Here is a 13,238-nt window from a genome sequence, read left to right as displayed (position 1 = left end):
CGGAGGGGTTTGCTTCTTGGCACTCCCCGAAGTGATGCGCACCGGTGGATTCGAGACGACCAGCGGACGCATGCGAGAGGTGTATCCCGATGGGTACCCGATTACACGGCGAGCCCTCGCGCGGATGTATCGCATCACGCGGCAACAATTTGCCTGCGTGCTGCGAGGGGAAAACTCCATTTCCGGGGTCGACATCGATCCCGCGAACGCGCTGGGCGACCGACGCGGGCCGCTCCACAAGAACGGCGTGGTCGACTTGTCCGACGGGGCGCTGTACAACCTTTGCCTCTTCCTCGGCAGCAACCCGCAATCGGGGAACGAGCCGATCTATACATTCACCGGATCGCCCGAGTCGGTCGACCCGGCCTTCAAGCCGCCCAGCGAGCCTTACCTGTGTACGGTGATCGCCGGGTTGCTCGAGACCTACGGCGAGCATCTCGGCGATCTTGAGCTTGCTGCTTATTTGAGTGATGCTCTTTGTACTGGGATCGATCCAACGCACAAGCCGGTTTCGGGTCCGGACGCGGACGTGCTCGGACTCATCCAGGCGGCGCGAGCTCGGAATGGCCCGCCGGCACCGAGCGGCCACTACGCCGTCGTTGAGCGGACGCGCGACCGGTCCGGATCTCGGCGTGAGTTTATCGCGTGCTTACGCCGGCACCCCGCACTGGCCGGGGTCGATCCGATCGGCCTTGAAGAGGGTGATCTGTTCGTCACGTCTCGCTCGGTCATTGATCGTGTGCACCTGGACCTTCGCGAGGACGGGAGTCCGCGTCGCTACCTATTCGTGCCCGCATCGCCGAAAGAAGACGGTGGGAGCCGACCCTCGCCGGTCGCGCGTTTGCGTGTCCCGGCGGTGTTGCTGGGCGAGCGGGCGATCGATCCGTCCGTGCCGTCCGAGGAAGTCGGCCCCCCGAGGCTCCGGGGTTGCCCGGTGGCCGCTCATGCGTTAGCGCTCGATGAGAAGATCCGCGTAGGCCTCGGCGTCAACACCGGAGACGTGGTGGGTTTCGCCCCAGAGCTTGGCGCGCGACCCGAGTACGCCCCACGCGGTGCCCGCCATGAGCGTCAGGCCGGCGGGCCGCCGGTCGCGAGGCTCGCACGACGGATGGCCACGTGGCTGGGCGGCCGGTTGGAATGGGCGGTGGGTTCGCAACCCGTGCTCATGCGCGTCGATTTTGCCACGCCCGTGGACATGGAAATCGGCCTGTGCCGTATGGCCAGAGAGGTGTTCGATGTCATTGGCGTCGGCCCGGGCGACCACATCAAGGTTGTCAGTGCGGACGGCGTCCGCGTGGGGCTGCGAGCCGTGGAGATGACCGATGCCCAGGCCCGCCGGCGGAAGGTGCAGCAGGAGCGCATGCCCCAGTGGTTCCTGGCCCACCTGCTGCGCCCCGACATGCGGCGCGTGCGGCGGATGTCCACCGACTCGGAATTACCGGTGATCTACCTTGACCTCGACGCCCGGCAGCGGCTGAGAATCGACACCGGTGAAGTGGTCCGCGTGGTGCGTGATCCGCTCCGCAACCTGGGTCTGCGAGTCTACATCGTGGTCGTCCCCTCGGTGCTCGTTCTGGCGCGGGCGTTGATTTCCGAGTCTGGCCCCGACTGGACAACGCCGGTCGCCATCGCGGCAGTGCTCATTGCCACGCTCTTTGTGTTGTGGCTGGAGCTTCGGCTGAAGATCTCAAGGTGATTGGTCCCGCAGCGGGCTGGGTGGCATCGACTCGTGCGTGGGCGGAATAGACCGGGCGGCCGTGAGGCTAGTCTGGCCCAGTCAGAATCAAGCCCCGGAAGACGCGGAGAGCCACGCCATGCCCACCACCAGCCTCACCATCGATTGCTCGAGCGGACACGCGCTGGCCGCCAAGCTCGATGAGCCCGAAGGTGATGCCCTCGGCTACGCCGTCTTCGCCCACTGCTTCACCTGCTCGAAGGATTCCATCGCCGCCGCGCGCATCGGGCGTGCCCTGGCGTTTCGTGGTATCGGCGTGCTGCGGATCGACTTCACGGGCCTGGGCGACAGCGGCGGCGAGTTCGGCGAGTCGACGTTCTCGGGGAACCTCGGCGACCTGCGGGCCGCGTGCGCGTGGCTGCGAGAGAACCGCGGCCCGCCCGGCCTGCTCATCGGGCACAGTTTGGGCGGTGCGGCGGTGCTGGCGCTCGGCGGGAGTGATGCTCAGGGCGAACCGCGTGACCCCCTCGCGGGCGTGCGCGCGGTCGCGACGATCGGCGCGCCGGCCGACCCCCAGCACGTCACCGCGCTCTTCGGGAGCCAGCTGGACACGATCCGCAGAGAAGGGTCGGCCGAGGTGTCGATCGGCGGGCGGCCGTTCCGCGTTGAAGCGGGGCTGGTTGACGACCTGAGCGCCCAAGACCCCAAGGCGAACATCGAGAACCTGTCACGCCTGGGCCGGGCCCTGATGATCTTCCACTCGCCGGTGGACACGATCGTCGGCATCGACAACGCCGCGACCATCTACGGCTGGGCCCGCCACCCCAAGAGCTTCGTGAGCCTGGATAAGGCCGACCACCTGCTGACCAAGAAGGCCGACGCCGAGCTGGTCGCCGGTGTGTTGGCGGCGTGGGCCGGGCATGCCGTGCAGGGCTAACGGGGCACTCGGTGCAGGGGCAACCCACCATGGTGGGCCGCCAAGAATGACCCCGAGCGATGTCACCCGCCCGGCGTGCTGGCCCAGCGCAGCTTGTGGATCAGCGTCTGCCAGTAGCTCCGCTCGGGGTTGACGACCAGACGCAGCGGCCGCTCGCCGACGGTGATGCGCACGGTGTCACCCATTTCCAGCGGGATCGTGTGCTGGCCGTCGACCACGGCGCAGGTGCCGGCGCTCGGGTCGTGGCCCTCGGCGCGGTTGACGCGGTGGGCGACGACCTCGATGCAACTCGACCCGGGCACGACGATGGGGCGGAAGCTCAGCGAGTGGGCGGCGATCGGCGTCACGACCATCGCGGCGAGCGTGGGTTCGAGGATCGGGCCGCCGGCGGCCGAGTTGTACGCCGTGCTGCCGGTGGGGGTGGCGATGATCAGGCCGTCGCCCGCGACGCGAGGGGCGCTCTCCGTGGGCGCGCCGTCGATCTGCAGGCCCAATTCGATCATGCGGAACGGCGCGCCGTTACAGATCGCCACGTCGTTGATGGCGGCCTGACGCCCAATCTCGGTGCCATCACGGAGCACGCGAGCGTCCAGGGCGGCCACCTCGCGGATCGTCGAGTGGCCGGTGAGCAATCGAGTCGCATGCCGGTGGAAGGCCCCGGCGTCGAATTCGGCCAGGAACCCGAGCTTGCCGAAGTTGATGCCCAGCACGGGCACGCCGGCCTCGAGCGCGTGGCGGGCCAGGCCCAGGATCGTCCCGTCGCCGCCCAGCACGATGGCCAGATCGGCGTCATCACCCAGGCACCGACCTCCGTCGGAGCAATCGAACTCGCCGACCAGCGTGGCGTGAGCCTCGATGTCGCGGCGGACGGCCTTGGCGGCGTCGACGGCCTCGGGCTTGCCGGTGTTGACCACCAGGGCGACACGAGTCAGGGCGTTCCGGGCTGGCGATGGGGTGGATGCGTCGGAAGAAGAAGAGGCCGGGGCCGTATCGCGTGGCATGGACGATCATATGGGCGACAATCGTGGCAGCGTTCGTAGAATGGCCCATGCACCGCCAAGGCGCCAATCCGATGGACATGCAGCCGTCCGACTTCATCTGCGACTACACGGGCCGGACGTGGGACGGCAGCTTCCCGTTGGTCGAGGGCCACCAGGGCAGCCTGATCTGCGGCGATGCCCTGACGATCGCGTTCACCGAGGTCGTGCTGCTGCAACAGAGCTCGATGCCCGAAGGGGCGACCTGCACCATGTGCCTGGAGCAGCGCGACGAGCCCGGCTGGCAGAGCCCCGTGCCCACGGGTGATCGGGGCGATGGGGCGGTCATATGCCGGCGGTGCATCCGGCAGAGCTCGACGCGGCTGGAGAAGGATGCCGACTGGGGCTGGCGCAAGCCGGTGCTCGACAACGGCAACGCCGCCGATCAACCACAGGCCTAGATGTTCTCGCGCTCCTTCATCCGCGAGAGGGACGCCCAGAGAACGGGATTGATGAGCATCAGCAGCACGGCGAGCACGCCACAGATAAGCCCGATCCACGGGTTCACGAAGATCGCCAACAGCACGGAAACGATCGCCACGACGAGGAATGAGCCGGTGAGGATCCTGCCGATCGTGCGGCGGTCGGTCTTCGGATCTGCCGGGATGCCCTCGGGTGAGACCTCGGCGATGCGCCGGGCGTCTGGGTCGGCCGTGGGTGGCGGCTGGGCGTGGGCTTCGTCTTGCGAATGCTCTGGCTGGCGTTCCGCATCGGGAGGATTGGCTTGCGTAGTCACAAATGGAATCCTTGTCTGGGCTCGTGTCAGGATCAGGCGGGTGCCTTGTCGGTCGCGACCAGCCACAGCGCGTGGATCATGCCCGGAAGCCCGAACATGAGAGTGAGCAGGATGTTCAACCAGAAGTGCAGGCCCAAGCCAACCTGAAGGAATGCGGCGACGGGAGGGAGGAAGATGGCCAGGATAATCTTGACAACGATCACTTTGGGCTGCTCCTATCTGTGTGGGCCGGGTGCCGGCCCGTGGTGTGCTTGAGTTGGTCACCCAGCACGGACACTAGCATTGCGAGAAACGAAAGTACGCTGGCGATGAACACAATGTCGACCAGCGGTGGACTCGAAGGACCTGGCGCGATGACGGCGATGTAACCAGATCCGACCGCTGCGGCCAAGAGGATCGGAATGCAGACACATCGGATCATGCCAGCACATTCGGCTGTAGCATTGACAACGTCCTGAAGATCAGGTGAAAGCGGTTTCATTTTAGCTTGTCTGGGAAATGTTCAGGTCTGGTATCCTCAGCCGGAGCGAGAACTCGCAGCCCTGGTTGAGGTTGCGAACGCGGACCTCGCCATCGTGCAACTCGGCAATGCCGTGGGCGATCTGGAGGCCGAGCCCGGTGCCTCGGCCGAGTTGCCTCTCGCTGTTGCCTTGTGTAAACGGTTCGAAGAGGTGCTCGAGCACCTCGGGCGGCACGCCCGGGCCGTAGTCACGCACCCGGAAGATGACGCGCTTGCCGCGCACCCCGCAGGAGATCTTGATGGCCAGGTCGCGCGGAGAGAATCGGATGGCGTTGCGGACAAGGTTTCCCAGGGCGGTCGTGAGAAGGTCGAGGTTGCCTTCGACCTGCAGGTCTGCTTCATCCTGGTAAAGGATGGGTTCGAGTCTGACCGAGTACTGGCGGGCCATGGCGTGGCAATGCCCCACGGTTTCCATGAGTACGTCGTTGGCGGCGTGACGCTGGGCTTGGACCGTGCTCTTGCCTTGCCGGATGCGTGTGAGCAATAAGAAGCTCTCAACCATGCGGCCGAGGCGATCCATCTCCTCGACGGTGTTGTGTGCGAAGCCGCGCCAGTCCTCGTCGCTGGGCGTACCTGCTAAGAGCACCTCTCCCTCGGTGCGCACCACGGCGATGGGTGTCTTGATCTCATGCGAGATATTGGCCAGAAACCGAGCTTGGGCGTCGTAGCCGGCCGAGATGCGGCGCATCGCGAGGCCCAACTCTTCTTGGAGCGATTCGAGTTCCGGCGACTTGTCGGCAATCTGCAACGATCCACCAACATTCTCAGCAGAGAGTTCTTCTGCGAAGTGCTGGACTTGTCGTATGGGACGGACGGCCAAGCCAGCGACATACCACGCCGAAACGCCCGAAGCAACGATGCCTGCTGGCAAGAGCACAACGAGCGCCATCGTGATGGTCCGCAGGGGAGCGTTGGCCTCTTCCATCGGCACTGCCAGGATGTAGCGTTTGCCTTCCCCAAGCGGTTGGGCCGCAAAAAAAAAGCCGTCCGCGCGGCCCGAGGACTGCTGTCCGGCCAGACCGAACTGCCCGGAACGGACCGCTTGTCGGAGCTGGTCGAAGGTCTCGGGTGCGAACGGGCCGGCGATGTTGATCCGGTCGTCGTCATTGGTGTCGATCGCGGCGACGCGGCCGAACCAACGCAACTGCGGGCTCTCTAACGCGATGTCGGTGGCGGTCTGACCGGGTTCGGCGGAGGCGATCTCGCCGGTGATGTCTTGCGCGGCCTCGACAAGGCGTTGCTCGTCGCGGCCTTGGATGCTATCGCGTTGGTAGAGGATGATGATTAGGGACAGCGTGACCTGCACGACGCTAAAGATCGCGACAACCCAGGTGGTGATGCGCAGTCGCAAGGGGATGCGGCTGATCACCGCGTTTGTGCGACGGGCAGCGGCCGGGGCTTGCTCAGACGCCCGACTGGGCATTGATCACTCCGAATCGGTAGCCGGCACCCTTGATGGTGTGGATGAGCTGGGTGCTGAAGCCGCGATCGAGCTTGCGACGGAGGGCCGAAACGTAGACGTCGATGACGTTACTCGAAGGTTCGAAGTTCATGTCCCAGACCTTCTCACCGATCTGGATGCGGCTGAGAACTCGGTTTTGATTGCGCATGAGATACTCTAACAACGCAAACTCTTTGTTCGAGAGCTCGATGTGGACATCGCCGCGTGTGGCCTCGCGTGTGTACAGATCGAGTTCGAGGCCCTCACACCGCAGCACGCGGCTCTCGCTGGCCTCGCCCCTTCTCAGGATGGCACGGATGCGCGCCAGGAGTTCCTCGAACTGGAAAGGCTTGGTGATGTAATCGTCGGCACCGGCGTCCAACCCATCGACCTTTTCCTCGATCGCGGATAACGCCGTCAACATGATGACAGGGGTGGCGATCTTGCGACGCCTCAGGTTTCGGCAGACCTCGATGCCGTCACGGTCGGGCAGCATCAAGTCGAGCAGGACGAGGTCGTAATTGTCGCTCGAGGCGAGTTCCTCGCCCTCGTAGCCCGTGTGCGAGACGTCGACGGCGAACCCGTGCTCGGTCAGCCCCTTTTGTACGGCCAGCGCCATCTTGGGGTTGTCTTCGACAATCAGGATTCGCATTTGGGCCCTCCTACCGGACGCGGGTAGTGTAGCTCCAGTGTGGGCCACCCGCGTGCGGACTACCAGCCCAGCACCCAACCAAAAATCAGCGGAACCACGATGGTTGCGTCGCTCTCGATCATGAATTTTGGTTCACCCGCGCCAAGCTTCCCCCACGTGATCTTCTCGTTGGGCACCGCACCGCTGTAGCCGCCGTAGCTGGTCGTGGCATCGGACACCTGGCAGAAGTAGCTCCACCGCGGCACACGCTTGCCAGCGTCGGCCTCGTCACGGTAGATGTCGTGGTTGATCGTCGGAACGACACAGATCGGGAAGTCGCCGGCGATGCCCCCGCCCACCTGGAAGAAGCCCGGGCCTTTGGCCTTGCCCCGAGCGGTCCGCTCGTACCACTCGATGAGCGAGGCCATGTAGCTCGTGCCGCCGAGCACGGTGTCGAGCGAGTAGCCGCCTCGCGCAGCGTTGGCCACGAACATGTTGCCCAGCGTGCTGTCTTCCCAGCCGGGCACGAACAGCGGCAAATCCTTCTCGGCCGCGGCGAGCAGCCAACTGTCCTTGGTGTCGATCTGATAGCCACCTTCGAGATCACCACTCAGCAGCAGGTCGTAGAGATATCGATGCGGCAAGGCGCGATCGCCCCTCGCGCTGGCGGCCTTCCATCGCTTGATCAGGTGGGCCTCGATCTTCTGCATCGCCGCTTCTTCGGGGATGCACACGTCGGTCACGCGTGGAAAGCCGCCCTCGTCGAGCGCGACTTCGTCGGCTTCGGATAGCGCACGCCAGTCGTCGATATGGTGGTAATGGTCGTGGGCGACCAGGTTGAACACGTCCTCTTCCAGGTTGGCTCCCGTGCAACTGATGGCATGGACCTTGCTCTGGCGGATCATCTCGGCCAGCGACCGGCCGATCTGGGCGGTGCTCATGGCCCCGGCAAGCGTCATGAACATGGGGGTGCCGGCGGCTAGATTCGCCTCGTAGGCCCGGGCGGCACGGACGGCCACGCCGGCGTTGAAGTGCTTGTAGTGGCGTTCCATGAAGTCGCGCAGGGGCGTGGTGGTGGTCATCGCGGGCCGGTCCTCGTGTGGTTGGAGCGGGAATCTGGGGCAGTTCGTAGGCCGGTTGGGTCCGGAAAGTCCTGCATCGGCTGGCTTCCGGGCGGCAAGGCACTGTAACGCGCCCCTGGTGGGAGCGCGTACAAGGATGAGGATGCCGCGAGGCGGGCCCGCGGGGAGGTGGGCTCGCTCGTGGCATCCATTTTTTGGGGCTGGAATTTTCACCGGCTGGCAACGAGAAGGGAATTCAATGATGCGAACTGTACTGGCTTGCGGCGTGGTGCTGGCTCTTTCGGGTGTCGTCCTTGCTGGTGACGCCCGGGGCGTGCCCGAGGGCTTCGTGCCGTTTACCGGCCGGGTTGACGCCCCGGACGTGATGGGTGGTTTCCGCAGCGACGTCGTGACCATCCGCTTGGCCCAGGGCGTTGGTGATGGCATCGTTCTGCCCGGCGTCGCAACCCTGACCCCGACATTTGCCGAGGCTCCGCGAGACGCGGCCCTGGCCGAGAAGCACGCGCTGACGCGGCTCTATACCGCCACGCTGATGCCGGGCGTTGATGCCCAGGCGGCCATTGCTCTGCTATCCGTAACCGATGGCGTCGAGCGCGTCGAACTCATGGGCATCGGCGGCGTGCTGAGCGTGACACCCGACGATCCCGATTTCGGCCAGCAGTACGGCTTGCTCAACACGGGCCAGACGATCGCCGGTATCGCGGGCACGCCCGGTGCCGACGTCAACGCGACCGAGGCGTGGACGATCACTACGGGTGATCCCGACACGGTCATCGCCATCGTCGACACCGGTGTGAGCCAGAGCCATCCCGACCTTCAGACCAATGTGCTGCCGGGCTACAGCCCGCTAGGCGCGAGCTGGGACGACGACATCTTCATCAGCCACGGCACCCACTGCGCCGGCATCGCCAGCGCCGACACCGACAACGGCACGGGCATCGCCGGCGTGGGCTGGGATTGCTCGATCCTGCCGGTCAAGGTCCTGGGCTTCCTGGGCACGGGCACCGAGGCCGATATCGCCGCGGGCATTGTGTGGGCCGCCGACAATGGTGCCGATGTCATCAGCCTGAGCCTGGGATCGCCCGACTTTGGTGCGGTGCTCGAGAACGCCGTGAACTACGCGGCCGATCTGGACGTGGTGCTCGTGGCCGCCACGGGCAACACCGCCGGCGTCCCGATCTTTGCGCCCGCCAAGTTCGACGCAACCATCGCCGTCGGTGCCAGCGACAACCGCGACACCATCGCCAGCTTTACGACCACCGGCCCCGAGATGACCGTGACCGCCCCGGGCGTGGACGTGTGGAGCACCTGGGACACGCTTGCCCTCTTCGGCCCGACCGATGGCTACGCCCTCCAGAGCGGCACGTCGATGGCCACCCCGCACGTGGCCGGTGTCGTCGGGCTCATGCTGAGCGTGAACCCCGACCTCACCCGCTTGGAAGTCCAGGATATCCTGGAGACTACCTCGGTCGATCTAGGCACACCGGGCTTCGACCCAACCTACGGCTACGGCCGCGTGGACGCGTTCGAGGCGGTTGTCGCGGCCGGTGGAGCTGGTTGCGCGGCTGACTTTGATGGCGATGGCGAATTGACGCTGTTCGACTTCCTGGCGTACCAGAACGCCTTCGACATGGGCGACCCGAGCGCCGATCTGGACGGGGACGGCAGCCTGACGCTGTTCGACTTCCTCGCCTTCCAGAACGCGTTTGACGCTGGGTGTTAGCCTGAGCAGCTCGCCACGGGTGTCGTGTGGCACTCGTGGCGAGTTGTTGTGGGGGATCAGACATGTTCACGCGATCGAGACTTGCGGTTTTTCTTGCCGGATCGATTGCCTCGACGACGCTCGCCACGCCGTTCAACGATCTGGCCGATTTCATCGCTGCGGCGTCGGATCTGCAGTTGGTTGACTTCGACACCTTGCCGGACGGTTCGCCCACCGTAGTCGGCGAACTCGGTTCGCTATACGCCGACTACGGGTTGGACTTCCCGCCGGGGAATTTCATCACGGACACGGTGATCGTGACGGTCTCACCGCCCCACTCGTGGGACAACGACACCAGGGTGGGCCAAGACATCTTCTTCGATGTGAACGTCACAGGGGGCGGGGTCCGAGCGTTCGGCGTCCACAACATCCGATTCGGCTCGTTTCCGAATGGTGCTGTCTTGCGCGCCTTCGATGCCTCGGGGGACGAGATCGAATTGGTCATGTCCGACGGTGATTTCGAGACCCTCGATTTCTTTGGCGTCACCACGGACGCGGACATCGCACGCGTTACCATCACCGTCGTAAACCCGATGGGTTGGGGCCTCGACGATCTCTATGTTGGTGTTGGGGCCGCGTGTCGGGCCGACATCGACGGCGACGGTAGCCTTACCATCTTCGACTTTCTGGCCTTCCAGAACGCATTCGACGCCGGCGACCCGCTCGCCGATTTCGATGGCGATGGCGTGCTGACCATTTTTGATTTTCTGGCGTTCCAGAACGAGTTCGATGCTGGGTGCGGGTGAAACTATTTGAGTGGTAGGCGTGGCTATGTGCCCCGTGCCAGCCGTGCCCGCCATGCCAGAAACAGTGGGATCTCGCGGCGGGCGCGGTTCTCTTCGTCGGCGCGGGGTCCCGGCTCGCTCGTGCGCTGGCTGGGCCACTCTTCGATCGCTTCGATCGCGAATCCGCACCGCGAGAGCGCGGCGGCATAGGCCTGCAGCGGGCGATGGTGGGTGACGGTGGTGATCGGCTTACGGCCTCGGGCCGCAGCGCCGGGGTTCATCACGATGGGGTGCGCGTAGGGCGTCAGATAACCATCGACGCGGCGGAACTGCCGTTGCGTTCGTTTCGGAGCGCGGCCGGCGGTTTCACGCTGGTCGGCTTCCTCGTCCCATTGCCACGCGGTCTGTCCGGGGGCGCGAAAGGCCGGGTGGAGCACCACTGCCACGAATCGGCCGCCGGGCTTAAGCAGATCCGCAGCGCCCCGGAACACCGCTTCGATCGTGTCGATATTCATGAGTGCCATGATACAACTCACGGCGTCAAACTCGGGTTCGAGCCCGAGCGCCTCGAGCCGGCGCGCGTCGCCGGTGGTGTAGCGTTCGTTCTTTCCGGCACGCTGCGTGGCCGACTCGATGAGCTTGGGTGAGGCGTCGATACCCGTGACACGCACCCCCAGCTGCGCCGCCGCACGTGCCAGCACGCCCTCGCCGCAGGCGACGTCCAGGAGCTGCTCGCCATCGCGCAGGTCGAGCAATCGCAGCGCCCCGGGGATGATGACCGCCGAGTGGTGATCGCTGTGGCCCTCGCCCACGAGCTTGTCGTACCACGCGGCCACGTGGTTCCAACCCCGGGCGGTGGTCTGCTGGGGTTGGGCGTTCAGGGTCGGGGCCGCAGGTTCCTTCGCCGCTTCGCGGCTCTCATCGGTGGCCTTCTCGCCCACCAGCGTAAAGAACCGCGGCGGGGGTGGGGCCTCGAACGCCAGCTTCTGGCCCGTGCCCGGATGGTGCAGCGTGAGCTTGCTCGCGTGCAGGCAGAGCCGCTGGTTCTTGTTCTTCTTGCCGGCGCCCTTTCCGCCCGATGGCTCGGGTTCCGGGCCATAGAGCCGATCGCCCAGGATGGGATGCCCCGCGTGCGCAAGCTGGACGCGGAGCTGGTGCCGGCGGCCGGTCTCAAGTCGCAGCGCCACCATCGCGCGGCCCTTGCCCCGCGCGACGACGCGTGCGTGCGTGACGGCGTTGCGTCCGCCATGGGTCTGGTGCGGCGGGGCGACCATGACCTTCCGCAATTCCGGTCCGTCGAGCAATTGGTCGGCCAGCGTGTGCTCGCCCTTCCAGGATGGCACGCCATGGACGATCGCCGTGTATTCGCGTTCGACCCGGTGGGCGCGGAGGTCTTCCTTGAGCCAGCCGTAGGTCTCGGGCGTGGTGGCGAAGAGCACGAGCCCGCTGGCGTCCTTGTCCAGGCGATGCACCACCCACACGCGTGCGTCGGGCCGGGTGTTCTTGAGCCAGCGTTTGACGTGCGAGTGGGCCGTATCGCGGTTGGGGTCCTTGTCGGCGGTAACGACTCCCGCGGGCTTGTCGACCACCACGATGCCGTCGTGCTCCCCCAGGATGGTGGGGCGGGCCAGGGGCGTCCTGGCCTTGGAGATCGTCCCACGCACATGCTGGCGGGGGCGGAACTCCACGTGCTGGGACGGGTCCGACCGCGCGGGCTTCTTGGCGGGCTTGCCGGTTGGCTTTCTGGGTGCGGGGCTCACGGGGCGTTTCCTCGGGCCGACGCCCACAGGCCGAGCGCCACATCGACAAGGCGGCTGGCAAATTCGGTTTTGCTGAGTGGGCCGGGGATCACCGGCGGCGATCCATCGGCAAAGAGGATTGTGGCGTCGATGCCGCCCGAGTCCATCGTGGCCAGCGGGTTGAGGACGATCGCCCGGCATCCCTTCCGGGCCATCTTGGCCTTCGCCCGTTCGTGATCGCCAGCATTCTCTTCGAGCGCGAAGCCGACGGCGATCGCGCCGGGGCGGAGCCTGCCGGTGGCCAGGGCAAGCAGGTCCGGCACCGGCTCGAGGGTGATGGTCAGGGCATCGCCGGTCCGAGGCAACTTACCCGGGTGGGGGCTGGCCGGGCGGTAGTCCGCGACGGCGGCGGCCATGATCAGCAGGTCACAGCCGGCGGCTTCTCTTAATAAGAGGGCCTGGAGATCATGGGACGATCGGAACCGCAGGACCCGTTCGGGCGAATCTGGTGCTTGCTCGGGGTCGGCGTTCGCTGGCCCCGTTCGGGTATTGGTCAGTTTCTCGGTGGCGATCCCGCCCGGTCCCATCAGCATCGTGGTGCGACAATCCCGCGCTCTGGCCGCGTCTGCCAGGGCCACACCCAAACTGCCCGATGAACGGTTCGCGATGTAACGGACGGCGTCGATAGGCTCGTGCGTGGGTCCGGCGACGATGAGCACCGAAGCGGGAGACGAATCCGGCGTGTCACCTGAAGGATGGATCGGCATGGGGGCTCAGCGGAGGCTCGGTGTGGGCGCGAGAGCGAACGGTAGGTCCGGCTTTGGTTGGGATGGCGCAAAGTCTTGCCGCGCCGCCCCTGAGGCTCCTTGCGGGCGTACGCTGTCACTGACTGCCGCGGGAGCTCGAGGTTCTCGCGGGGCTATCGCAGACTTCACACCTTGATGATCGAGATC

The 13,238-nt window shown here is 65.7% G+C and carries 12 protein-coding genes and 1 pseudogene; 5 read left to right on the top strand and 8 right to left on the bottom strand.

All coding sequences use genetic code 11. From position 1 onward, the window contains the following. Positions 1 to 16: 16 nt before the first annotated feature. Positions 17 to 1,696 (top strand): hypothetical protein, encoded by a 1,680-nt coding sequence (locus NCW75_07315; GenBank protein UYV14091.1) that lies wholly within the window; start codon positions 17 to 19, stop codon positions 1,694 to 1,696. Positions 1,697 to 1,814: 118 nt separating this feature from the next. Further along, the gene (locus NCW75_07310; protein UYV14090.1) at positions 1,815 to 2,612 is read left to right on the top strand and encodes an alpha/beta hydrolase; all 798 of its coding nucleotides are present in this window, start codon (positions 1,815 to 1,817) and stop codon (positions 2,610 to 2,612) included. A gap of 62 nt (positions 2,613 to 2,674) precedes the next feature. On the opposite strand, the gene NCW75_07305 is transcribed toward NCW75_07310, so the two are convergent. Further along, positions 2,675 to 3,613: an NAD(+)/NADH kinase gene (locus NCW75_07305; protein UYV14089.1), complete on the bottom strand. Its 939-nt coding sequence runs from the start codon at positions 3,611 to 3,613 to the stop codon at positions 2,675 to 2,677. Positions 3,614 to 3,660: 47 nt separating this feature from the next. Here NCW75_07305 and NCW75_07300 point away from each other — a divergent pair, with 47 nt between their 5' ends. Continuing rightward, positions 3,661 to 4,050: a hypothetical protein gene (locus NCW75_07300; GenBank protein ID UYV14088.1), complete on the top strand. Its 390-nt coding sequence runs from the start codon at positions 3,661 to 3,663 to the stop codon at positions 4,048 to 4,050. On the opposite strand, the gene NCW75_07295 is transcribed toward NCW75_07300, so the two are convergent. The 5 genes from NCW75_07295 to NCW75_07275 form a co-directional block, all read right to left on the bottom strand. After that, the gene (locus tag NCW75_07295) at positions 4,047 to 4,385 is read right to left on the bottom strand and encodes a hypothetical protein (GenBank protein ID UYV14087.1); all 339 of its coding nucleotides are present in this window, start codon (positions 4,383 to 4,385) and stop codon (positions 4,047 to 4,049) included. The genes NCW75_07300 and NCW75_07295 overlap by 4 nt on opposite strands. Positions 4,386 to 4,417: 32 nt before the next feature. After that, positions 4,418 to 4,588 carry a YqaE/Pmp3 family membrane protein gene (locus NCW75_07290; GenBank protein UYV14086.1) on the bottom strand — a complete coding sequence of 57 codons (171 nt, stop codon included), beginning with the start codon at positions 4,586 to 4,588 and terminating at the stop codon, positions 4,418 to 4,420. A gap of 279 nt (positions 4,589 to 4,867) precedes the next feature. Further along, positions 4,868 to 6,328, bottom strand: a complete 1,461-nt coding sequence (locus NCW75_07285) for a HAMP domain-containing histidine kinase (GenBank protein UYV14085.1) — start codon at positions 6,326 to 6,328, stop codon at positions 4,868 to 4,870. Next, entirely contained in the window at positions 6,309 to 6,998 is a 690-nt protein-coding gene (locus NCW75_07280) for a response regulator transcription factor (protein UYV14084.1), read from the bottom strand. Before NCW75_07280 ends, NCW75_07285 begins: the two co-directional genes overlap by 20 nt. A gap of 59 nt (positions 6,999 to 7,057) precedes the next feature. Further along, entirely contained in the window at positions 7,058 to 8,059 is a 1,002-nt protein-coding gene (locus NCW75_07275; GenBank protein UYV14083.1) for a deoxyhypusine synthase family protein, read from the bottom strand. A 604-nt stretch (positions 8,060 to 8,663) separates the two neighbouring features. On the opposite strand from NCW75_07275, the pseudogene NCW75_07270 reads away from it, so the two are divergent. Continuing rightward, positions 8,664 to 9,596: pseudogene (locus tag NCW75_07270) on the top strand (S8 family serine peptidase). A 248-nt stretch (positions 9,597 to 9,844) separates the two neighbouring features. Further along, complete coding sequence (locus NCW75_07265; GenBank protein ID UYV14082.1) at positions 9,845 to 10,567, top strand: hypothetical protein; 723 nt, start codon at positions 9,845 to 9,847, stop codon at positions 10,565 to 10,567. Between the two features lie 23 nt (positions 10,568 to 10,590). Here NCW75_07265 and NCW75_07260 read toward each other — a convergent pair whose 3' ends face one another. Further along, positions 10,591 to 12,306 (bottom strand): pseudouridine synthase, encoded by a 1,716-nt coding sequence (locus NCW75_07260; GenBank protein ID UYV14081.1) that lies wholly within the window; start codon positions 12,304 to 12,306, stop codon positions 10,591 to 10,593. Continuing rightward, a complete protein-coding gene (locus NCW75_07255; protein UYV14080.1) occupies positions 12,303 to 13,052 on the bottom strand; it encodes a hypothetical protein in 750 nt (249 codons plus the stop codon). Before NCW75_07255 ends, NCW75_07260 begins: the two co-directional genes overlap by 4 nt. Between the last annotated feature and the right edge of the window lie 186 nt (positions 13,053 to 13,238).

The organism is Phycisphaera sp. (assembly GCA_025916675.1).
In the GTDB taxonomy this organism is placed as follows: Bacteria; Planctomycetota; Phycisphaerae; order Phycisphaerales; family UBA1924; genus JAHCJI01.
This window is presented reverse-complemented; position numbering and strand designations above follow the sequence as displayed.